At 68.9% G+C, this 21,409-nt stretch carries 20 protein-coding genes; 15 read left to right on the top strand and 5 right to left on the bottom strand.

All coding sequences use genetic code 11. The features are described 5' to 3' along the window. Positions 1–31: 31 nt before the first annotated feature. Entirely contained in the window at positions 32–1,567 is a 1,536-nt protein-coding gene (locus tag AB0H76_RS28065; RefSeq protein WP_357329949.1) for an MFS transporter, read from the top strand. Here AB0H76_RS28065 and AB0H76_RS28060 read toward each other — a convergent pair. Next, a complete protein-coding gene (locus AB0H76_RS28060) occupies positions 1,545–2,156 on the bottom strand; it encodes a C40 family peptidase (protein WP_357329745.1) in 612 nt (203 codons plus the stop codon). The two genes, AB0H76_RS28065 and AB0H76_RS28060, sit on opposite strands and share 23 nt — an antisense overlap. A 332-nt stretch (positions 2,157–2,488) precedes the next feature. On the opposite strand from AB0H76_RS28060, the gene AB0H76_RS28055 reads away from it, so the two are divergent. From AB0H76_RS28055 to AB0H76_RS28040, 4 genes are all read left to right on the top strand, one after another. Then, positions 2,489–3,196 carry a ParA family protein gene (locus tag AB0H76_RS28055; RefSeq protein WP_357329743.1) on the top strand — a complete coding sequence of 236 codons (708 nt, stop codon included), beginning with the start codon at positions 2,489–2,491 and terminating at the stop codon, positions 3,194–3,196. Further along, positions 3,196–4,083, top strand: coding sequence for a ParB N-terminal domain-containing protein (locus tag AB0H76_RS28050; protein WP_357329741.1), 888 nt, complete (start codon positions 3,196–3,198; stop codon positions 4,081–4,083). The genes AB0H76_RS28055 and AB0H76_RS28050 overlap by 1 nt, the downstream gene beginning before the upstream one ends. 145 nt (positions 4,084–4,228) lie before the next feature. Then, positions 4,229–6,559, top strand: a complete 2,331-nt coding sequence (locus AB0H76_RS28045; protein ID WP_357329739.1) for a galactose oxidase-like domain-containing protein — start codon at positions 4,229–4,231, stop codon at positions 6,557–6,559. A 74-nt stretch (positions 6,560–6,633) separates the two neighbouring features. After that, positions 6,634–7,644 (top strand): adenylate/guanylate cyclase domain-containing protein, encoded by a 1,011-nt coding sequence (locus AB0H76_RS28040; protein ID WP_357329737.1) that lies wholly within the window; start codon positions 6,634–6,636, stop codon positions 7,642–7,644. Here the strand turns inward: AB0H76_RS28040 and AB0H76_RS28035 are convergent, their stop codons facing one another. Beyond that, positions 7,645–7,791, bottom strand: coding sequence for a hypothetical protein (locus AB0H76_RS28035; protein ID WP_357329735.1), 147 nt, complete (start codon positions 7,789–7,791; stop codon positions 7,645–7,647). Positions 7,792–7,915: 124 nt separating this feature from the next. Between AB0H76_RS28035 and AB0H76_RS28030 the strand changes: the two genes are divergently transcribed. Both AB0H76_RS28030 and AB0H76_RS28025 read left to right on the top strand, forming a co-directional pair. Beyond that, positions 7,916–8,698, top strand: coding sequence for an RNA pseudouridine synthase (locus tag AB0H76_RS28030; protein WP_357329947.1), 783 nt, complete (start codon positions 7,916–7,918; stop codon positions 8,696–8,698). Between the two features lie 136 nt (positions 8,699–8,834). Beyond that, the gene (locus AB0H76_RS28025) at positions 8,835–9,659 is read left to right on the top strand and encodes a metallophosphoesterase (RefSeq protein ID WP_357329733.1); all 825 of its coding nucleotides are present in this window, start codon (positions 8,835–8,837) and stop codon (positions 9,657–9,659) included. A gap of 3 nt (positions 9,660–9,662) precedes the next feature. Here the strand turns inward: AB0H76_RS28025 and AB0H76_RS28020 are convergent, their stop codons facing one another. Next, on the bottom strand, positions 9,663–10,748 hold the full coding sequence (locus AB0H76_RS28020; RefSeq protein WP_357329731.1) for an AraC family transcriptional regulator: 1,086 nt from the start codon (positions 10,746–10,748) through the stop codon (positions 9,663–9,665). Between the two features lie 119 nt (positions 10,749–10,867). Here AB0H76_RS28020 and AB0H76_RS28015 point away from each other — a divergent pair, with 119 nt between their 5' ends. From AB0H76_RS28015 to AB0H76_RS27990, 6 genes are all read left to right on the top strand, one after another. Then, entirely contained in the window at positions 10,868–12,334 is a 1,467-nt protein-coding gene (locus AB0H76_RS28015; protein WP_357329729.1) for an NAD(P)/FAD-dependent oxidoreductase, read from the top strand. A 31-nt stretch (positions 12,335–12,365) separates the two neighbouring features. Then, entirely contained in the window at positions 12,366–14,468 is a 2,103-nt protein-coding gene (locus AB0H76_RS28010) for an ATP-binding cassette domain-containing protein (protein ID WP_357329727.1), read from the top strand. Beyond that, complete coding sequence (locus AB0H76_RS28005) at positions 14,465–15,202, top strand: energy-coupling factor transporter transmembrane protein EcfT (protein ID WP_357329725.1); 738 nt, start codon at positions 14,465–14,467, stop codon at positions 15,200–15,202. The genes AB0H76_RS28010 and AB0H76_RS28005 overlap by 4 nt, the downstream gene beginning before the upstream one ends. Positions 15,203–15,280: 78 nt before the next feature. Continuing rightward, a complete protein-coding gene (locus tag AB0H76_RS28000) occupies positions 15,281–15,793 on the top strand; it encodes a YbaB/EbfC family nucleoid-associated protein (RefSeq protein WP_357329723.1) in 513 nt (170 codons plus the stop codon). Beyond that, entirely contained in the window at positions 15,790–16,110 is a 321-nt protein-coding gene (locus tag AB0H76_RS27995) for a hypothetical protein (protein ID WP_357329721.1), read from the top strand. Before AB0H76_RS28000 ends, AB0H76_RS27995 begins: the two co-directional genes overlap by 4 nt. Before the next feature lie 215 nt (positions 16,111–16,325). Beyond that, the gene (locus AB0H76_RS27990) at positions 16,326–16,961 is read left to right on the top strand and encodes an ammonium transporter (protein WP_357329719.1); all 636 of its coding nucleotides are present in this window, start codon (positions 16,326–16,328) and stop codon (positions 16,959–16,961) included. Positions 16,962–17,024: 63 nt separating this feature from the next. Here AB0H76_RS27990 and AB0H76_RS27985 read toward each other — a convergent pair whose 3' ends face one another. After that, complete coding sequence (locus AB0H76_RS27985; protein WP_357329717.1) at positions 17,025–18,167, bottom strand: lipase family protein; 1,143 nt, start codon at positions 18,165–18,167, stop codon at positions 17,025–17,027. A 429-nt stretch (positions 18,168–18,596) separates the two neighbouring features. Between AB0H76_RS27985 and AB0H76_RS27980 the strand changes: the two genes are divergently transcribed. Continuing rightward, positions 18,597–19,289 carry an isochorismatase family cysteine hydrolase gene (locus tag AB0H76_RS27980; protein ID WP_357329715.1) on the top strand — a complete coding sequence of 231 codons (693 nt, stop codon included), beginning with the start codon at positions 18,597–18,599 and terminating at the stop codon, positions 19,287–19,289. A gap of 115 nt (positions 19,290–19,404) precedes the next feature. Then, entirely contained in the window at positions 19,405–20,259 is an 855-nt protein-coding gene (locus AB0H76_RS27975) for an aldo/keto reductase (protein ID WP_357329713.1), read from the top strand. On the opposite strand, the gene AB0H76_RS27970 is transcribed toward AB0H76_RS27975, so the two are convergent. Next, on the bottom strand, positions 20,240–21,358 hold the full coding sequence (locus AB0H76_RS27970) for an NAD(P)-binding domain-containing protein (RefSeq protein ID WP_357329711.1): 1,119 nt from the start codon (positions 21,356–21,358) through the stop codon (positions 20,240–20,242). The genes AB0H76_RS27975 and AB0H76_RS27970 overlap by 20 nt on opposite strands. Positions 21,359–21,409: the final 51 nt, after the last annotated feature.

Here is a 21,409-nt window from a genome sequence, read left to right as displayed (position 1 = left end):
AGACGCGAATTCCGCTGTCACACAGTCGCAAATACGCCACGGCGACACGCCATGGACATCGCCGGCCGCCTCCCACTTCGCGTGTCGGACCCGGGGCGGGCGCATCACACCGGGTAGGTTCGCAGCATTTGCTCCATGTTCGCTGTCCGGGGGTTTTGGCGAGGAGGCTCTGATTTCTACCACCGTCATCGACGATGCTCCCTTTACCGGATTCCATGCCCGGCTGGCCATCGCGTGCTCGGGCGGGCCACTGCTGGACGGCTACATTCTCAGCATCGTCGCCACCGCGCTGATCGGTATGACCGACGAATTGAACCTGAGCACCACCGACATCAGCCTGATCGGCGCGGCCGCCCTGATCGGCATGTTCGTCGGCGGCGCACTGTTCGGCGTGCTCACCGACAAGATCGGGCGCGAGTTCATGTACACCGCCGACCTGGTGGTGATGGCAGCCTGCTCGGTGCTGTCGTTCTGGACCGAATCGGTCTGGCTCATCGTGATTCTGCGTTTCGTCCTCGGCATGGCCGTCGCCGCGGACTATCCGATCGCTACATCGTTGCTGAGTGAATGGTTGCCGCGAAAACAACGCGGAACATTGCTCGGCTTCCAGATCGTCGCGTGGTACCTGGGATCGGTACTCGCCTTCGTCATCGGCTATTTGTGCCTGACGTTCTTCGGCAACGGCAGCTGGCGCTGGCAGTTGGCCAGCGGGGCGGTGCTGTGCGCGTTCTTCCTCATCATCCGGCAGTCCACGGCGCCGGAATCACCGCGCTGGCTCGCGCAGCACGGGCGCGCCGAGGAGGCCGCCGACATGGTCGAGAAGTATCTGAAGAAACGCGTCGCGCCGGAAGATTTGATCGAGCCGTCCGAAGCCGAACATCAGGGTTCCATCCGCGAATTGTTCACTCCCGCCTTCCGCAAGCGGACGGCGTTCTGCTCGGGGTTCTTCCTGTGCCAGGTCTCGGTCCTGTTCGCCATGCTGACCTTCGGCCCGCGCATTCTGGAAGATTTCGGCATGCCCAAGGGCACCTGGATGGACACCCTCGGCGTCGCGCTGATCAGCATGGTCTTCCTCGTCGGCTGCCTGCCCGCGATGCGGTTGATCAATACCATCGGTCGACGGCCGACCATCGTCTGGTGCTTCGGCCTGATGATCATTCCGGTGCTGGCCATCGGGATCTGGCCGACCATGCCGGTCGGCTGGGCCATGCTCATGCTGTGCCTGTACGCGTTCTTCTGCGGCGGCCCGAACGTGCTCGACTGGACCTATCCGAACGAGCTGTTCCCGACCCACATTCGGGCCACCGCAGTCGGTTTCGCCACCTCGATCAGCCGGGTCGGCGCGGCCCTCGGCACCTATCTGCTGCCCTGGTCCCTGGACCGCTACGGCTTGGGCCCGACGTTCCTGTGCGCGGCCGTGGTCACCGCCGCCGGCTTCGCGATCTGCCTGTGGGGTGCGCCGGAAACGAAGGGCCACGATCTGACGTCCGCCTCGGCCCGAATCTTGAAACCGGTGCCGGCGAAACTTCCGCCCGGTCGGCCGGTTACAGGCGACGGGCTCCTGTGAGGGGCATCGAATCGATCGACGACATCCGCACGCCTTCACCAGATGTGGAAGCGTGGATGACCTCACCGTCTCCGGCGTAGATGGCGGAGTGGCCGCCGTCGTAATAGGAGACCAGGTCGCCCGGTTCCAGCTCCTCGACCTCGACCGGGGTGCCGGTGGCCAGCTGGTCGTAGCTGGTGCGCGGCACGTCGACGCCGGCCTGATCGTAGGACCACTGCACCAGGCCCGAGCAGTCGAAGGAATCGGGCCCGTTGGCGCCCGCGCTGTATTCGGAACCCAGCCGGGAGCGGGCGGCCTCGAGCGCGGTCAGCCGTGCCGACTCCTCCTCCGCCATCGCGGGTTCGGCGGGACTGATCGCCAAGGGGCCCGGTTCGGTCTGCAGTTCGATCCGCAGTGGTGCGGTCGTCATCGGCCGGGTCGGCTCCGCCTGGGGCAGGATCTGGATCTCTTTCGGGATCTCGACGGTTCCGATCCCGGGGATCTCGAAGTTCTGAGCGGCCGCGGTGCCCGCGGCGCAGAGCAGGATGCCTAGCGCGCCGGCGGCGATGAGCAGGCCACCGACCAGGAAACGCCACAAATGTCGAGCCATGAATCGGTCCTCCGATGCTCGCATCGAGGACGTCGGCTTGCTGCGATTTTCTTCACCAACGCCTCGAATCTGATTCGAAAACCATCACGGTGATTTCATTCGCACAGCTGTTCCTTTATCCATATGACACCGATGTAATTCACGCGACAAATGCAACACACGCGCGGTTGTATAACGAAGCGATAACTGTCTGCCCTGCGGCCCGCGTCGTCCCGGCAGTCCATTGGGTCCGGTTTATGTTCGAAGCGCCGCAGAGTTTTCCGGCGATACTCCCCCGAAATCCGAAGTAGCCCACTGCCGGTGGGTGAAGCACACGGAGGTGACCTGCGCCCATGCCGCAAGCCGAAGTCGAGCTGATACTCAATCAGAAAGGCGGGGTGGGTAAGTCGACACTGTCGATGAACCTGGCCGCGACCACCGCCGAGGTGCTGGCCGGCGACCCGGACGAACCCTCGCCGGTCGCGGTGGTCAGCATCGACCCGCAGGGCTCCGCGGCCTGGTGGGCCGAGCGGATGAAAGTACTGCCCTTCCATATCGTGCAGACCCACGAGGACGTGGACGGACTGCGCCGACTGCGGGAATTGGAGGGCATCAAACAGGTTTTCGTGGACACGCCGGGCTGGATGGGGCACGACGGCACCACCGACGACCCGCTGCACGGCCTGGCCTACGCCGACGCCCTGCACGCCGCCCTGGATTCGGCCACGCACGTGCTGGTTCCGCTGGAGCCGGAGCCGCTCGGATTCGATCCGACCGCCCGCACCATCGAAACCCTGATCAAGCCGCGGGGCCTGGACTACCTGGTCGTCATCAACAATTGGGACCCGCGCGACGGCGAGGTGGACCTGCAGCAGACCAGGGCCTTCGTGAAGGCCAACGAATGGCCGCTGGCCAATACCGTGGTGCGCCATTACAAGGTGCACACCCGGGCCTCCGCCGACGGTGTGGTGGTCACCCAGTATCCGAAGAACCGGGTCTCCTTGGAATGCCGCCAGGATTTCGCACGCCTGGCGCTGGAACTGAAGACAGGTGGTCGCTGATGGCCCGGGGTAAGCGCACCGATCTGGCGTCGCTGGTGCATTCGACCGGCGCGCATTCGCTGGTGGACGGCTGGAATTCACCGGAGCGGACCAGTCATCCGGGCGGATGGGGGGAGGCGCTGCTGAATTCGCCGCCCGCCACCTCGGCGGCGCTGGCGGATCTGGTGGCCAATCCGCGCAACCCGCGCGAGGGCGACCAGAACCTGGAGGACCTCGCCTCGATCCAGGAAATCCAGCTGCAACCGGCGCTGGTGGTGACGCGCGCCGCGTATCTGAAGCTGTGGCCGGAGGACGAGCCCGAGCTCGGCACCGCGAAACTCGTTGTCGTCAACGGTTGCCGGCGGCTGGCGGCCGCGCAGAAGTTCGGCCGCGACACCCTCGAGTTCGTCATCAAGGACGAGGTCGCCGCCAGCCGGGCCGCGCTGCGCACCGCGGCGATCCGGGAGAACGTGGAACGGGAGAACCTCGATGTGATCGAGGAGGCCCGGGCGGTCGAGGGTCTGGTCGCCGACTGCGGCACCGCGTCGGCCGCGGCGGTGGCGCTGGGCAAGACCGAGGCCTGGGTGTCCCAGCGCCGCGCGCTGTTGAAACTGGCTCCGCAGCTGCAACAGAAACTGCGGGCCGGCGAGCTGGCGATCCGGGTGGCGCGCGGCCTGGCGCAGGTGCCCGAGGAGCAGCAGGTGGCGCGGTGGCAGGCGGCGCTGATCAAGACCGAGGGGGAGAAGGCCGAGCGTAAGCGGCCGGAGCCGATCGGCATCGACCAGCTGGCCAAGTCCTTCAAGAAGTGGGGCGTCGGCGCCGAAACCTTGGCGCCCGCCCTGGTCGCCCACCTCGACCGCGACGGCGTGCACGCCCTGATCGCCGAACTGCGGCAACTGGTTTCCTGAACCGAAGTCCCCGATCGCCCTTCCCTTCCCGGGAGGGGCGATCGGCGTTTGCGGGATCTTAACCGCGGTTAAGACCCGTCCGGACATCGGCGGACAATTGCCTGCGACCCTGGCGAGATCATCGCGCGCACACGAGTATGGAGCCGTGGCAGGAGAATTCGTTCCCATTCCGGATTGGTTCGCGGCCGAGAATCAGGATTGCGGTATCGCGATCGCCGACGTAACCGGTGATGGCACACCGGATGTCGTCGTTCTCATGGTCGACGATCCGGAGGGCCAGAACGCCGGGCTGTACCGGGTCGGCACCGCGCTGGCGACCGACGGCACGGTGGGCGGGTGGGGCCCCTGGCTGGCAGTCCCGGAGTGGTTCGGCTGGCAGAACCAGGGCGCGGGCATCGCGCTCGCCGATCTCAGCGGCAACGGCCGGCTGGATCTGGTGGTCCTGGTCGTCGACAACCCGCCCGGTCAGAATCAGGGCTACTTCCGGATCGGGCGTGACCTGGGGCCCGACGGGCAGGTCACCGGCGGCTGGACGCCGTGGCAGCCGGTGCCGGACTGGTACGGCTGGGAGAACCAGGGCGCCGATATCGCGCTCACCCGCCTCGGCGGGCAGCCGGCGCTGGTGGTGTTCACCGTCGACAATCCGCCGGGCCAGAACACCGGGCAGTTCCGGCTGGCCAAGGGCCTGACGGCCGACGGCGCGGTGGGCGAGTGGACGCCCTGGGTGGCGGTGCCGGATTGGTACGGCTTCGAGAACCAGGGCGCGGGCATCACCGTGGCCGATGACCCGCTGGGTGACGGCCGCCCCGCGCTGCTGGTCTTCGCGGTGGACAATCCGGGCGGCGTGAACTCGGGTGTCTACACGATCGGCTGGGGCCTGGACGGCACCGGCCACTGCCTGGACGGCTGGAGCGGCTGGACCAAGCTGCCCTGGGGTTTTCAGGAGAACCAGGGCGCGGCGGTCGCGTTGCGGCCCACCGGCGGCATTCCGGAACTGGTGATCTGCACCATCGATAATCCGCAGGGCCCGAACGCCGGTTACCTCCAGGTGCTGGCCGTGCAGACCGATCTGGAGCACGCCGCGCACATGGGGATCTGGCGCATCCTGGATTTCGATACCGAGATCAATCCGGTGCACGCGGCCCTGCTGCACACCGGCGACGTGCTGTTCTTCGCCGGTTCCGGCAACGACCCGGAGCTGCACGACGCACACCAGTTCCGCACGCGGGTCTGGCATTACCCGCGCCCCGGGTTCACCGCGCCCGCGACACCGATCGACCTGTTCTGCGTCGGCCAGACGTTCCTGCCGGATGGGCAGCTGCTCGCAGCGGGCGGTACCGAGCGCTACGACCCGTTCTACGGGCTGAAGGACGCGCTGCTCTTCGACCCGGCGACGCTGGCGTGGAATGCGCTGCCGGATATGCACTTCGGCCGGTGGTACCCCTCGCTGGTCACCTTGCCCAACGGCAACGCCATCGCGGTGTCCGGCCTCGGCGCCGACAACTTCCTGTCGGTCGTCCCGGAACTGTACGACCGCGCGACGAACTCGTGGTCCCAGCTGCCGGTGCCCGGCCCGATCCCGATGTACGGCCATCTGGTCCTGCTCGCGGACTCCCGGGTGTTCTACACCGGCGGCCAGTACGGCGGGAACAACGGTATGCGCCCGAGCATTTGGGATCCGGCCACCGGAGCCATCCAGGAGGTGCCGGGTCTGGCCGAACCGGGCTCGCGCAATCAGGCGGCCAGCGTGCTGCTGCCGCCCGCTCAGGACCAGCGAGTGCTGATCCTGGGTGGTGGTGGCTTCGATATGCACAGTCCAGCACCGGCTTTGGCGGACGCGCGGATCGCCGACTTGAAAGCCCCAGCCCCGGCCTATGTTCCGGCGCCCCCGATGGACCACGCCCGCATGCACCTGTGCGCGGTCCTGCTGCCCGACCGCACCGTGCTGGCCACCGGCGGTTCCGGCATGGAGGAGATGGCGCACGCCGCCCCGCCGCACGCCGAGATCTTCGACCCGGCCCACGGCACCTGGATGCACACCGGGCCGTGCCGCATCGCCCGGCTCTACCATTCGATCGCGCTGCTCACCCCCGACGGCAAGGTGGTCACCGCGGGCTCCAACCCGGCCCGCAAGACCGAGGAGCTGCGCATCGAAATCTATTGGCCGCCATATCTTTTCCAGGGTCAACGCCCGGAGCTGACGCTGGGTGCCGAGGCCACCGGTTACGGCGGCACCGTCACCGCGACGGTCAACGGGCCGATCCGCGAGGTCAACCTGATGCGGCCGGGCGCGACCACGCACTCCAGCGACAACGAGCAACGCCTGGTCGACCTCGAATTCAGCACCACCGGCCCGGATTCGATCACCCTGACCATGCCGTCCAATCCGGCGCTGGCGCCGCCCGGCTGGTATCTGGTGTTCGCCGTCGGCGGCACCGGTATCCCCTCGATCGGCCGGTGGCTCCAGCTGACCTGATCGGCGCTGTGATCTCGCCCAATGCGCCCCGCGATCCCGGCAATCGGGTACCCCCGGGCCGTAAGGTGGCGATCATGGAGGACAAGCAGACAGCCGAACTGGTGCAGCAGGTGGTGGAGTCCTATCTGCTGGCGGGGACACGCCGCTACAACCGGCTCGAAGTGGCCGAGCGGTCGGGCGTGCCGACCGAGGTGTCCAAGCGGCTGTGGACGGCGCTCGGGTTTCCGGCCAACCCGGACGACGGCGCGGTCGAATACACCGCGGCCGATATCGAGGCGGTCCGCGGCTTCCGCGGTATGAGCGTGGTGGCGGCCGCCGATGTGCGCCAGCAGGCGGCCGCGGCGCGCACCCTGGGCCAGAGCATGGCGCGACTCGCGGAGTGGCAGGCCGATCTGGTGCTCTCGGAGATCGTGAACCGGATCACCAAGGCCGCGCACAGCGGTGAGGAAGCCGATCTGGCCGAGACGGCGCGGGCCGCCACCGAGGCCACCATCGGGGTGCTCGAGGAATTGCAGACCTACGCCTGGCGCCGGCATCTGGCCGCGGCGCTGGCCCGCTCCATCGACGGCGGCACACCCGCCGAGGATTCCACCCGTGAGCTGGCCGTCGGCTTCGCCGACATGGTGGGCTACACCCGCCTCACCCGGCACCTGCATCCCGACGAGCTGTCCATCCTGCTGGAGGCGTTCGAATCCACGACCACGGCCGCGATCACCGAGAACGGCGGCTGGGTCATCAAGAACGTGGGTGACGAGGTCATGTTCGCGGCGGAGACGCCCGCCGCCGCCGCGCGCATCGCCCTGGCCATCCAGGAGTCCACCATGATGGTCGGCGGCACTCCCGACCTGCGGGTGGCCCTGGCCTACGGCCCGGTCCTGCAGCGTTTCGGCGATCTGTACGGCTCGGTGGTGAACACCGCGTCGCGGCTCACCGGCGTCGCACGCCCCGGCACCATCCTGGTGGATGACGGCGCCGCCACGGCCCTGGCCGGTGAGCCCGAGTTCGATATCCGGCATCTGCGCAGCGTGCGGGTCCGCGGCTTCAACCGCCTGCGGCCGCACGTGCTGCGCAGCAAGAACAGTTGATCAGTCGGGCTTCTTGCGCGGCATCATGCTCGGCTTCGGGTGAGCGCTCGGGCCGGTAGGACGCTGACCCAGGTCCTTCTTCGGTGCCTCCTTCTCCCCCGCACCGTTGACCTGCTTCCTCCCCGCTTCGGTATCGCTGCTGCTCATGCTGTCTCCTACTCGCGGCCGAGACGCTGTCTCGGAATTCGGAAAAGCGGGCAGGGCCCAGGATAGGTCCGCCGCGGCGCGTAGCGAGGCATTTCCGCCGCCCGATTAGGCTCACCGGGTGGAGATGAACTGGGCGGAGCTGCGCGAACGCTATCTCGTCGACGAAGACGCGGCGATCCTCGCGTTGAACAAACCCGCGGGCATCTCGGTCACCGGCGAGCGGCACGACACCGATCTGGTGGAGCTGGCCGCGGCGGCGGGCGAGACGCTGTATCCGGTGCACCGGATCGACAAGGTCACCTCCGGGCTCATCCTACTGGCGCGCGAACTCGCGGCACACGGGCAACTGACCCGCCAGTTCAACAAGCAGACCGCGGACAAGGCCTACCTGGCGATCGTGGAATCGGCCGCGCTGCCCGACCGCGGCGTCATCGATCTGCCGCTGAGCGTGGGGCGCAAGAACCGGGTGCGGATCGCCGCGCCGCGCGAGGCGATCCGTGAATCCGGTTCCGGCCGTTGGTTTGTCGATGACGCCGATCTGCTCGACACCAAGAACTATCCGTCGCTCACCCACTTCGCGACGCTCGCGCGCACCGAAACCCACGCGGTGCTGGCGCTGCGCCCGGTCACCGGGCGGCGGCATCAGATTCGCGTGCACCTGGCCTGGATCGGTCATCCGATCGTCGGCGACCCGCTGTTCGACAAGTCCGGCGCGCACCCCCGCGCGCACCTGCATTCCTGGCGGCTCGGGCTGGCCGCGCCGTGGCGCACGCCGCCGGAGCTGGCGCTGACGGCCACGCCGGATCCGAATTTCTGGCAGCCGATCGCGACCGACCCCGCGGAAATCCTGGCGCGCGCGGACGCCGTCGCGGCGGAGTGGGCGGCCGGCGCGAAACGCTCAGTGTGAGCGTCATCACTCACCGGCTATCGCGAAGCAACGCGTGGTGAGCCTCATGGCGACGGATAATGCCCAGGTCACTTAGCCTGAAGGGGTGCCCGTGGGCGCACTCTGAACGCAATGGAGCGATCCCCAGAGAAAGCGAATGCCGATGATCCTGGTGGCTCAGGTCAGCGATACACACTTCGATCTCGGCGATCGCAACGCCGAACGCGCCGCGCGGGTGATGCAATTCCTGGCCGGCCTGCGGCACCGGCCCAACGCCATTCTGGTCACCGGCGATGTCACCGATTCGGGCCGCCCGGAACAGTACGCGCAAGCCGCGCGGGCGCTGCGCTCGGAAATTCCGCTCTACTTCCTGCCCGGCAACCACGACGACCGCGCCGCCTTCCGGACCGGACTGCTCGGCGAACCCGCCGCCACCACGCCGATCAACCAGGCCGCCTGGATCGGCGCCGGGGCCGCGGGAGTCACTGTGGCACTGCTGGATTCGTCGATTCCCGGGGATTCCGGCGGCCGCCTCGCCCCGGAGACCTACGACTGGCTCGCCGAGTTCCTGCGGACCGCGCCGGCCGGCAATCCGATCCTGCTGGCGCTGCACCACCCGGCCGCGCCGCTGTTCAGCCCGGTCGTCGACGTGATCGCGCTGCAAGATCCGGACCGGCTGGCCGAGATCGTCGCGGGCGACGACCGCATCCTCGGCGTCCTGACCGGCCACGCCCACTCCGCGGCGGCGACCACATTCGCGGGCAAGCCGCTGCTGGCGGCCCCGAGCACCGCCTCGGTGCTGGGCGGTGAGTGGGAGCTCGAGCTCCCCGACCATGTCATGGACTACGCGCCCGATCCCGCGATCGCGCTGCACGTCATCGAAAACCACCGCATCACCACGCATTTCCGCCCTATCCCGATGGGCGGGCGGATCAGCGTGCTACCCACCGATCCGAAACCGCATCCGACACTGCATATTTGAGCCTCACCGGAGCGCGGCGCGGTCACGGCGGTAGGCGGCGGGCGTGTTCCCGGTCCACCGCTTGAACGCGTAGATGAAGGTGGAGGATTCGGCGTAGCCCAGGCGGATCGCCACGTCGCTGACCGAAAGCGGTGTCGCGGTGAGCATTTCCTCGGCCAGGGCGCGCCGCACCTCGTCCAGCAGCGCGCGATAGCTGGTGCCCGCGGCATCGAGGTGCCGGCGCAGCGTGCGCGTGCTCAGGTTCAGATCACCTGCCACGGTGTCGATTCCGGGCGGCGCGCAGAACCCGTCCGCGCCGCCGGGCACCAGTAGTTCGCGCACCCGCGCCGCGATGCCGGTGCGGGCCCGCCGCCGGTCCACCAGTTCCCGGCACTGCGCCAGGCACATCGCCCAGGTGTGCTCGTTGGCCTGGGGCAGCGGTTGATCCAGCACGGCGGGGTCGAGCGCGAACAGATTGTGCGGCCGCCCGAACCGCGGCGCGACGCCGGTCATCTCCTGGATCCGGTCGGGGTAAGCCGGTTCGGGGAAACGGAATTCGGCGCGCACCAGGGGCAAGGGCGCGCCCAGCAGATCGCTCATCACCTGATTCATCGCGGTCACATCGCGCTCGACCAGGAACTGCCGCACATCGGCGGGCACCGCCTCGTCGTGCACCCACGCCACGAACTCGCCGTCGCTCCATTCCGCCACCGGCAGGCAGAAGGTGAAGCTGAGATCCAGGTAGCGCAGCGCGAACGCGATCGCCTCGCCCAGCGTCGGGCTGCTCACGCAGGCGAATCCGAAGATCCCGAAGGTGGTGATGCGGTAGCGGCGGCCGACCTCCACCCCGAGGGCGGGCACGCCGGGCAGTTCGCGCACCAGGTTGCGGATCACCGCGAGTTCGATGCGCGCGTCGATCTGGGCGTCCGGGTCGTGCAGCGCCGGCTCGCTCAGTCCGGTCCCGGCCAGCATGCGCGCGACGGGCACCCCGTGCTCGCCGGCGTAGGCGGTCATCAGCGCCACACTGGCGATACCCCGGGGAAAATCCCAGTCCCGGATGCCTGGATCGACGACCCGTTGCGGGTCGGCAGGCATCGGATCGGCGGGCATGTGCCCCATTATGGCCGAATTTGTCGATCGGGCCGACGGCCGCCCCTAGAGTGGAGGACGGGAGTCTGTGCGGGCGGATCGCAGACCGGCGCGCAGCATCGAACAGCAGGCAGCAGCACATGACCAAGAGCACAGGGCCCTCGATCATCGTCATCGGCGCCGGCTTCGGCGGCATCGGCGTCGCGATCGAGCTGCGACGCAGCGGCTTTCGCGAGATCACCATCCTGGAGCGGGCCGCCGACATCGGCGGGGTGTGGCGGGAGAACACCTATCCGGGCGCCGCCTGCGACGTCCCCTCCCCGCTCTACTCCTATTCTTTCGAGCCGAAACCGGATTGGCCGCAGCGCTATTCGGGCCGGGTCGCCATCCACGAGTACCTGCGCGGGGTCGTCCGGCGGCACGACCTGCTCGATGCCGTCGAGTTCGGGGCCGAGGTCACCGACGCCGAGTTCGACGAGGCCACCGCGCGCTGGACGGTGCGCACCGCCGACGGCGGCAGCCGGGAGTGCGACATCCTCATCCCCGCGGTCGGCCAGCTCTCGCGTCCGGCGCTGCCCGCGATTCCCGGCGTCGGCACCTTCGCCGGGCCCGCCTTCCACTCCGCCGAATGGGACGCGAGCGTCGATCTGACCGGCAAGCGCGTCGCCTGCATCGGCACCGGAGCCAGTGCCGTCCAATACATTCCGGAGATCCAGCCGCAGGTCGAGCGGCTGACCCTGTTCCAGCGCACGCCGGCCTGGGTGATTCCCAAATTCGATACCGACTACTCCCCCGTCCAGCACAAACTCTTCGCCCGCCTGCCCGGCGCGCTGCTCGCCGAGCGCTTCGGCTGGTGGGCTATCGCGGAGTTCGTCTCCCTGGGCCTGGTGGAGTTCCCGGCGATCGCGCGCCTGGTCGGGCGGATCGCCGAACGGCATCTGAACAAGCAGGTGGACGATCCCGAACTGCGCGCCAAACTCACGCCGGACTACCCGATCGGCTGCAAGCGCGGCCTGTTCTCCAACGACTACTACCCGGCCCTGACCCAGCCCAACGTGCGGGTCGAGACCGCGACCATCGCCGAGATCGCGCCCGCGGGCGTGCGCACCGCCGACGGCACCCTGCACGAGGCCGACGTCCTGATCTACGGCACCGGCTTCAAGGGCACCGAATTCCTCTGGCCCCTGCGCATTTTCGGGCGCGGCGGCCGCAAGCTCGCCGACTCCTGGGCGGAGGGCGCACACGCCTACTACGGCATCGCCGTGCCGGACTTCCCGAACCTGTTCCTGGTCTACGGCCCGAACACCAACCTCGGCGTCGGCTCCATCATCTACATGATGGAATCCCAGGCCCGCTACATTCGCCAGGCCGTCGAATTCCTCGCCGCCCGCCCCGGCCATTCCCTCGCGGTACGCCCGGACCTGGAAACGGAATACAACACCGCGCTGCAAGAACGCCTCGCCCGGACCCCGTGGAATTTCTGCACCAGTTGGTACCGCACCGCCTCCGGCCGCATCACCAACAATTGGCCCGGCTCCCAGACCAGCTATCGCCGCCGCCTTCGCAAAATGGATCCCGGTGACTACATCCTCACTCGCGCTGCCTGAGGAAACCCCGTCGCACTGGCAGACTTGACCCGTGCATGAGCTGACGACCGCGCCACCCGGCGCCCCGGACCACGGCCCGCTGCGGCCGATCGAGCTGGCGACCGGAGCGGTGCTGGGCGGGGTGACGGTCGGGCTGGTCACGGTCGGGGCGGTGGTGCCGTTCGCGGCGGCACTGCAATTGGTGGCGGCGGTACCGATGGGCATGCTGGCGCAGCGGTATCGGCTGCGCGCGGTCCTCAGCACGACGGTCGCGGCCACGCTGGTCACCTTCGTCGCGGCGGGCATGATGCCCGCGCTCGGCATTCTCGGCACCGCCACCATCGGCGGGATCATCGGCGGCGTGAAACGCCGGGGCGGCGGCTTCTTCTCGGTGTTCGGGCTGGCGCTGCTGGGCGGGCTGGCGTGGGGGCTGCTCTCGGTCGGCCTGCTGCTGGTGTTCACGCAGAGCCGGCTGCTGTTCTTCCGGGCCATGCGAGGCACCGCGGAGGGCACCGAGAAGACCTTGGAGAAAGTTCCGGCGCTGGCCCCGGCCGGGCGCGCCGTCGTCGACATCACCGAGACGGTCCTGCGCTACTGGTGGCTCTACATCGGCGCGACGGTCGCCCTCGGCGTGCTGGTCAGCGCGCTGGTGTCCTGGGTGATCCTCGGATCGGTGCTGGACCGGCTGGCCTGGCTGCCGAGCCGGGACCGGCTCGCCGCACCGGACGACGACCGGCCCATCGAGCCGCTGCCGGTCACCTTGCACGGCGCGGGTTTCCGCTACCCGGGCGCCGAGGCCGACGCGCTGACCGGCATCGACCTGTCGGTGCGGGTCGGTGAGTTCGTCGCGGTGGTCGGCCACAACGGCTCGGGCAAGTCCACGCTGACCCGGCTGCTGGCCGGGCTGCCGCCGACCGCCGGCGCGATCAGCCGCCCCGGGTCCGCGGGGCTCGGGCATCTGGGCGGCACCGCGCTGGTGTTGCAGCGCCCGGAGAGCCAGACGCTGGGCGTGCTGGTCGCCGACGACGTCGTCTGGGGTCTGCCGCAGGAGCTGGCCGGTCAGGTCGATGTCGAGGGCCTGCTCGCCGAGGTCGGCCTGGCGGGCCTGGGCGGCAAGGAAACCGCCGCGCTCTCCGGTGGCCAGCAGCAGCGCCTCGCGGTCGCGGCCGCGCTGGCCCGCCGCCCCGCGCTGCTCATCGCCGACGAGGCCACCTCGATGATCGACCCCGAGGGCCGCCGCGAACTGGTCGCACTGCTGGCCGATCTGCCCCGGCGGCATCCGATGGCCGTGGTGCTGGTGACCCATCACGAGGCCGACGCGGCCGCCGCCGATCGGGTGGTGCATCTGGCCGACGGCCGCGCGGTGCAACGGCTGCCGGTCTGGCACCGGCCGGCGCGCGAGGATCGGCGCAGCCCGATGGGTCAGCCGCTGCTGCAACTGCGCGACGTGCACTACACCTACAACCGCAGAACGCCCTGGGAGGCCACCGCGCTGCACGGCATCGACCTGTCGGTGCGGCGCGGCGAAGCGCTGCTCGTGGTGGGCGGCAACGGTTCCGGCAAGTCGACCCTGGCCTGGATTCTGGCCGGGCTGCTGACACCGACGACGGGCAGTTGCGAACTCTCCGGCAAGCCGGTGAGCACGCAGATCGGCCGGGTCCAGCTGGCCTTCCAGCATTCCCGGCTGCAATTGCAGAAGGAGACCGTCGGCGAGGAGATCGCGGACTGGGGCGGGCGGGCCAAGGGCTCCGGCGCGACCGGCCGCGCGCTGGACGCGGTGAGCCTGGATCGCTACACCATCACGCACTCGATCGAGCGGCTCAGCGGCGGCCAGGCCAAACGGGTGGTGCTGGCCGCGATCGCGACCTGCCGGCCGGAGGTGGTCGTCCTGGACGAGCCGCTGGCCGGGCTGGACCCCGGCGGGCGCGCCGACATCGTGGAACTGCTCGCGCAACTGCGGGATTCCGGCCTGACGCTGATCGTCATCTCGCACGATGTCGCGGACATGGCGGCGGTCTGCGACCGCACCGTCCACCTGGCGGCCGGGCGCATTCTGGAGGCCGATCCGGCGAATGTCGCCGCGGCGCAACCCGATACATCGCGGGAACGCCCCGCCGACGCGGTGTGGCGGCTCGAGCAGGGAGGCCAGGCATGAGTATGGTGCTGTTCCGCCAGGTGCCGGTCACCAGTCCGGTGCACAGTCTGTGGGCGGGCACGAAGATGATCTCGGTCTTCCTGCTCAGCGTGGTGCTGATGCTCCGGCCGTCCTGGCTGACGATCGGGATCATGGTCGTATTTCTGGTCGCGATCGGTATCGCGGCCCGGCTGCCGTTGAACACGGTGCCGCGGGTGCCGTGGGCGCTGTGGGCCCTGGCCGCGGTGGGCGCGCTGCTGAGCCTGCCGGCGGGCACGGCGGCGGCACTCGCCTTCTTGCAGGCCTTCGCCCTGGGCCTGGTGCTGGTGGCGGCCTCGTTCGTGATCGCGTGGACCACGCCGATGAGTGAGATCGCCCCCGCCCTGTCCACCCTGGGCGCGCCGCTGCGCAAACTCCGGCTGCCCGTGGACGAATGGGCCGTGGTCGTCGCCCTGATGCTGCGCAGCCTGCCGCTGCTGCTGGACGAGATCCGGGTACTGCGCGCCGCCCGCAAGCTGCGCCCGAAGGACCGGCTGCTGGAGCGGGCCGCCGACGCCGCGCTCATCGATATCCTCACCGCGGCCATGGCGGTGGCGAATCGCCGGGCCGGCGAGCTCGGTGAGGCCATCACCGCACGCGGCGGTACCGGGCAGCTCACCGCGCATCCCAGCGCACCCACGCGCCGCGACGCTTACGCCTTGGCCGTGGTGGTGGCGGTGTGCGCGGGCATCCTGCTGCTCGACTGGGTGATCTGAAAACGGCAGACTGGGGAACCGATGGGTGCGCTGCCGCGTCCATAGAGATGACAGGCACGACCGGAGGGGACACACAGCATGGCCGGCATGGAGGGCGAGGCGCTACGCGCACGCAACGACGCACTGCGCGGGGAGGTGGATGCCCTGCTCGCGACCTTCGAGGAGCAGCAGCGCGAATTCGCGGCGGCGCAGGAGCGGCTGGCGACGGCCACCGTGACCGCCTGGTCGGCGGACAACCTGATCCGGGTCACCGCCAACTCCGCCGGGGTGCCGACGGAGGTGCACGTCGAGCCGGAGGCGTTCAAGCGCAGTACGCCGGAGAAGCTGGGCCACTCCATCACCGAGGCCACCCAGGCCGCCGCGAAGCTGGCGGGCGAGGAGGCGCGGCGCGCGTTCGGCGCGGTGGAGCGGCTGGGCGCCGACATTCCCGATCTGCCCGACCTGGTGCCCGGCGCGCCCAGCATCAAGGATCTGGTGCGCACGCTGCTCGAACCCGAGTCGGAGCGGGCCGAACCGCAGCCGGCCGAGCTCGACCCGGAGGACGAGGCGGAGTACTACCGCAACCGCACGTATCTGGAGGGCGGGAAATGACCACGTTACGAGTCGATCCGGACGCGCTGAAGGCGACGAAACCGGGGATCGCCACCGTCGCCGACAAGGTGCTCACCGCGATCAAGAACGTGCAGAGCGTGGTCGAGGCCGAGGGCGAGTGCTGGGGCGCCGACGAGATCGGCGAGAGCTTCGCGCAGAAGTACGTCCCGGACGCCAAGTCCGGCCTGGCCGGCATCGAGTCGCTCAGCAAATGCGTGGAATCGCTCGCCGGCGGCGTCGACTCGATCGCGCAGGCTTTCCAGAAGCAGGACGAGGCCAATGCCAAAGCATTGGAAAAGGCGAAAAGTCAGATCTGAAATACTCGTTCTGCCAATTCGATTCGCGAGGTTTCCAAACCTGCTGGTATGCCCCGGATTCTGGGGTCTCGGCCGCGCCCGGCACGGTAAATTGATCACCGGCGCCACTGTTGCCTGGATCAGATCCGACCTGCATGGCTTCGGGGGGAAGGATTTACGGCCCGCAGGGCGTTGGTAGGGCTTGAAAGAATCTGATGAAGATTGGAAACCGGGAAATGTTCCTCCGTAAGATCACCGCGGCCGCGGTACCCCTCGTGGTCGCGGTCGCCGTCGGTTCCGGCACCGCGTCCGCGGAACCGGCCGCCGCACCCACGATCGGGTACGAGACGAAACTCGTGGGCGAGAAGATCATCACCACCCTGACCGGCGGCTCGTTCGAGCTCACCGGCAACTCGGTGGATATCAATGACACGCACGGCAACGCGGTCCTCACGCTGCCGCTGTCGTTCCGGCACGACGGCCTGGAATTCCCGCTACCGCACGCCGTCCGCGACGGCGGCCAGACGCTGGAGCTGACCGCGGTCAAGGACTTCGCCCGGGCCACCCCGGTGCCGATCACCCCGGTCGCCTCGCCGATCGAGAACCGGCGCGCGATGGACCAGTTCACCTCGCAGTTCGCGGTGGCCTCGAGCATCGGCGGTTTCCTGGGCACCGTGATCGGCGCGGGCATCGGCCTGATCGGTTTCCTCGGCGGGGCGTTCGGCCTGGCGACCATCGTGACCGGCGCGGCCCTCGGCGGCCTGATCGGCACCCTCGTGGTGGGCGGGCCGACGCTGATCGTCGCGGGCATCGAGCTGATCCAGACGCTCAACGCGCCCGACGGCAGCACCAAGTGGGCCGACAACAAGTAGACCAACTGTCCCACCCCTCGGATGCGGCGCGTACCGGTTCACCGGTACGCGCCGTGTCTTCGTTCAGCGGCAGCCCGGCTTCATCGGCACGCCCGCGAAGCGGTCCCCGAGGTAGTTCATCGCACCGAAGGCCTCCCCGATCGCGGCCGGATTGTGGCCGGGCAGTCCGGAATTCACGGCGGTCACCGTGGCGCCCTGCGCGCAGTAGCGTTCGACCAGCCCGGTGAAGCCCGCGATGGGAATCACGTCGTCGGTGCGGCTGTGATAGAGGTACATCGGCATCACGGGCGCGCTGCCGCCCAGCTCCTGCACGGCGATGGCCCGGCGAAAGGTCGGGTGCGACAGCAGGTCCGGCACGGAGGTGTAATCGGCGAGGTGCATGCCGTTGTATTTGAGCACCAGCTCCTCACCGCACGCGTTCGCGTCCTCGGCCAGCATGGCGCGGCCGCGATCGTTCAGCAGCTCCGCCACACCGGCTTCGGGCGTATTGCGCACCGTGGTGTGCACGATGAGCAGGGCCAGCCCGGCCTGCATGCCGCCCTCCACTCCACGGGCGATCCCGGGCAGGTCCGCCGGAATACCACCGGAGGTGATCCCCGCGAACCGCACATCCGGCGCGTACTTCGGCTGTAATTCGGCGGCCCACAGCGTGGCGAAGGCGCCACCCGAATAGCCGTAGGCGCCAAGCGGACTGGCGGCCCCCAGCCCGGCGGGGGCGAAATCGCGGGCGGCGCGGATGCCGTCGAGCACACCGCGCCCGGAGGTCACCCCGTCCAGGAAACGCGATTCCGGCCCCTCGTAGTCACTGGTGACCACGGCCCAGCCGCGGCGCATCGCCTCGGCGATGAACGGCAGGTCGATCATGGTGTTCAGGCCGATGGGCAGCCCGCCGCGCAGCGTGAAGGACGGCGCGCAGTGCGTGCCGAGACTGTCCTCGGCGATCTGATAGGACAGCAGCGGCCGCGCACCCGGGCCCTTCCACGGGCTGTTCGGCACCAGCACCGTGGTCATGTTCGCGATCGGCCGGTTGCCGGAATCGCTGGAGCGATACAGCAATTGCCACGCCTGGACCGGCAGCGGCAGGCCGAGCAGCGCGATGGACCGCGCCTTCAGCACCGCGCCGTTCACCGCCGACCCCATGTCGGTGGACGCCGCGTAGAACGGATCCGAGTCGGGGTGCAGGAGCGCATCCGCGCGCGCTGGCAATCCACTCGCAATCATCAAGGCGCCAGAAAGCAGCACGGCCACAATCGCCGACGAGATCCCCGACCGAAGAACCGCACTGGTAGGTAGCGCGCTGAATTCCGCACGAACAGTCCGTAATCCGAATAGTTGATTATTAGCTAAACGGTTGCCGTTCACCGGTGTCAGGGTACGCGTAGATTTCGCGCGGACGGCCGAACGTAAACGAAGTGTCGCCGCCTGTGTCAGCGAGCGCCCGCGAGGTCCAGTGCGCATCCTCGGCTCCAGCGTCGATCGCGGCTGACCGTCGGGGACACGAACGACCTCACCACGAGGTCACTAAACGGTAGCGCCCGCGGTGACCTGCGACAACGGGACAACGGGCGGTCATTCGAACAGCCGGACCGGATCACCTGCGCCGGGGCGGCGCTAGAGTGATCGAAAGTGCGCTGCGTGCAATGGATTCGACGCACCGGCGCGGTGGAATCGAGTGAGGAGCTACCGGCGATGCGGTTCGGCAACGGCCTTGATATTCCCGAGGGACACGCCGATCTGTGCGCCCCGGAAAAGCTCGCACTCGTCGTCTACGACATGCAGGTCGGCGTCCTCTCGCAGCTGCCCGACGGCCCGGAGATCATCGAGCGCGTGCTCCGCGTCGTCGAGGCCGCGCGCGCCGGTGGGTACCCCATCATCTTCCTGCGGCACTTCTTCCTGCCGCATCGCCTCAGCGGCCGCTTCGCCCTGCGCATGGCGCTGAACTGGCAGCGCGTCGACTCGGTGGACGACCTGAAACCCATTCTCCAGCGCGACACCCCGGCCTTCGAACTGGTTCCCGAACTCCGGCCGCGCCCGGACGAGGTCGTCTTCGACAAGACCACGATGTCCGCCTTCGAGGGCACGCCCCTGGCCGCCACCCTGCGCGACCTCGGCATTCACGCCTACGCCATCGTCGGCGTCGCCCTGGAAATCGGCATCGCGCCCACCGTGACCCACTCCACCGACCTCGGCTTCGTGCCGATCGTGGTCCGCGACGCCGTCGGCGGCCGGGACAAGCCCGCCATGGACCGCGCGTACGAGGATTTCGCGTTCCAGGGCCACGCGATCGTCACCGACAGTGCCACCCTGATCCCCGCACTCGCCGGTTAGCGCGTTGTGTGCCGCGGCACGTCGGCGATGAAAGCGCAGGTCGGGAAGTTTTCCGTGGTCAACACGCCCGGGCTGTTCGTTGACGGGCGGGCGTCGCACTTCTACGGTCGGAAAAGTGACTTTCAAAAGCGAGACCAGCGCTATTCCCTCGATCATCCTCAATGACGGGAACGTGATCCCGCAGCTCGGGTTCGGCGTCTTCCAGGTGCCGGCCGACGAGGTGACCGAGGTGGTGACGACCGCGCTGCAGGCGGGCTACCGGAGCATCGATACCGCCGCCATCTACGCGAACGAGGAGGGCACCGGCCGCGCCATCCGCGACTTCGGGCTGCCCCGGGACCAGGTGTATGTCACCACCAAGCTGTGGAATTCCGAGCAGGGCTACGACGCCACCCTGCGGGCCTTCGACGCGAGCATGGAAAAGCTGGGCCTGGAGTACCTGGATCTGTATCTGATCCACTGGCCGGTCGAGCCGGCGGGCAAGTTCGTCGACACCTTCCGGGCCTTCTCGGCATTGAAGTCACAGGGCCGGATCCGTTCGATCGGGGTCTCGAATTTCACGGTGCCGCAGTTGCGGCGCCTGATCGAGGAGTCCGGCGAGGTGCCCGCGGTGAACCAGGTCGAGCTACACCCGCGCCTGGCGCAGCGTGAATTACGCGAATTCCACGCCGCCAACGCCATCGCCACCGAGGCGTGGAGCCCGCTCGGGCAGGGCACGCTGCTCGATCACCCCACCCTGGTCGCCATCGCCGAGGAACTCGGCCGGACACCGGCGCAGGTGATCATCCGCTGGCATCTGCAGCGCGGCATCATCGTCATTCCGAAGTCGGTGACCCCGGCCCGGATCGCCTCGAATTTCGATGTGTTCGGCTTCGAGCTCAACGAGGGTCAGCTCTCGGCGATCGACTCGATGGATACCGGCGCGCGCATCGGCCCCGACCCGGACACCTTCACCGCGGGCTACCAGTAAGGCCCAGATACTCCCCGAGTTCGCGCGCCGCGGCGCGGCCCGCGCGGTTGGCGCCGATGGTGCTGTCCGAGGGGCCGTAGCCGATCAGATGGATGCGCGGGTCGACGGCGACCTGGGTGGCCAGCCGCCCGGTCATGGTGATGCCGCCGCCCGGCCCGCGCAGGCGCAGCGGCGCCAAATGATCCAGGGCGCTGCGGAATCCGGTGGCCCACAGAATCACGTCGGCAGGCTGGAACGTCCCGTCGGCCCAGCGCACGCCGCCGGGCTCGATCCCGGCGAACATCGGCAGCCGGTGCAGGGCGCCGCGCCGCTCGGCGGCGCGGAGCCGGTCGTCCCAGCGCAACCCGGTCACCGAGACCACCGACGCGGGCGGCAGGCCGCGCCGCACCCGGTCCTCCACCTCGGCGACCCAGGCGCGCCCGGCCTCCGGCGTCACCTCCGCCTCGCGGAACACCGGTTCCGAGCGCGTCACCCAGGTGGTCGTGGTGACCTGGGAGATCTCGTCGAGCAACTGCACCGCCGAGATGCCGCCGCCGACGATCACCACGTGCTTGCCGCGGAATTCCTCGGCGCTGCGGTACTCGCGGGTGTGCAGCTGGCGGCCGGCGAACGACGCGGCGCCGGGATAGACCGGAATGAACGGGTGCTCCCAGGTGCCGGTGCCGTTGATCAGTCCGCGCACGCGCAGGATTCCGGCCGCGTCGGTCTCGGCGGCTAGTACTTCCCCGCGACCGTCACACCGCTTCCCGTCGGCCGTCCTGTCGCAGACCACCTCGACGCTGACCTGCCGGCGCACCCGCAGATCGAATTCCTGCTCGTAGCGGGCGTAATACCGCGGCACCGCGGTGGCCGCGGGCGCGGACTCCGACCCCGGAGGCAATGTCTCGGCGAATGACATTCCGGGCAGGTCGTGCACCCGGTTGACCGTGGTCAGCGTGAGCGAGGGCCACCGGAACTGCCAGGCGCCGCCCGGGCCGGGGGCGTGGTCGACGATGAGAAAGTCGCGCTCCGGTTCCAAACCGAGCCGCCGCAAGTGGTAACCCGCCGACAGTCCAGCCTGACCAGCACCGATCACCAGGATCTCGAAATCTGTCGGCACGAGTGGTGATGGTAACGCCCTCAGCGAACATGGCCCCGTGCTGTGGCACAG

Origin of the sequence: Nocardia sp. NPDC050712, from assembly GCF_040654295.1 — a bacterium.
GTDB lineage: Bacteria > Actinomycetota > Actinomycetes > Mycobacteriales > Mycobacteriaceae > Nocardia.
Note: the sequence above shows the minus strand (reverse complement) of the source record. Positions and strands in the feature narration are given on the sequence as shown.

Excerpts from the sequence above, each read along its gene's own strand:
- AB0H76_RS28060 (WP_357329745.1), bottom strand. The coding sequence starts at position 2,156 with ATGGCTCGACATTTGTGGCGTTTCCTGGTCGGTGGCCTGCTCATCGCC.
- AB0H76_RS28055 (WP_357329743.1), top strand. The coding sequence starts at position 2,489 with ATGCCGCAAGCCGAAGTCGAGCTGATACTCAATCAGAAAGGCGGGGTG.
- AB0H76_RS28050 (WP_357329741.1), top strand. The coding sequence starts at position 3,196 with ATGGCCCGGGGTAAGCGCACCGATCTGGCGTCGCTGGTGCATTCGACC.
- AB0H76_RS28040 (WP_357329737.1), top strand. The coding sequence starts at position 6,634 with ATGGAGGACAAGCAGACAGCCGAACTGGTGCAGCAGGTGGTGGAGTCC.
- AB0H76_RS28035 (WP_357329735.1), bottom strand. The coding sequence starts at position 7,791 with ATGAGCAGCAGCGATACCGAAGCGGGGAGGAAGCAGGTCAACGGTGCG.
- AB0H76_RS28030 (WP_357329947.1), top strand. The coding sequence starts at position 7,916 with ATGAACTGGGCGGAGCTGCGCGAACGCTATCTCGTCGACGAAGACGCG.
- AB0H76_RS28025 (WP_357329733.1), top strand. The coding sequence starts at position 8,835 with ATGCCGATGATCCTGGTGGCTCAGGTCAGCGATACACACTTCGATCTC.
- AB0H76_RS28020 (WP_357329731.1), bottom strand. The coding sequence starts at position 10,748 with ATGCCCGCCGATCCGATGCCTGCCGACCCGCAACGGGTCGTCGATCCA.
- AB0H76_RS28015 (WP_357329729.1), top strand. The coding sequence starts at position 10,868 with ATGACCAAGAGCACAGGGCCCTCGATCATCGTCATCGGCGCCGGCTTC.
- AB0H76_RS28005 (WP_357329725.1), top strand. The coding sequence starts at position 14,465 with ATGAGTATGGTGCTGTTCCGCCAGGTGCCGGTCACCAGTCCGGTGCAC.
- AB0H76_RS28000 (WP_357329723.1), top strand. The coding sequence starts at position 15,281 with ATGGCCGGCATGGAGGGCGAGGCGCTACGCGCACGCAACGACGCACTG.
- AB0H76_RS27995 (WP_357329721.1), top strand. The coding sequence starts at position 15,790 with ATGACCACGTTACGAGTCGATCCGGACGCGCTGAAGGCGACGAAACCG.
- AB0H76_RS27990 (WP_357329719.1), top strand. The coding sequence starts at position 16,326 with ATGTTCCTCCGTAAGATCACCGCGGCCGCGGTACCCCTCGTGGTCGCG.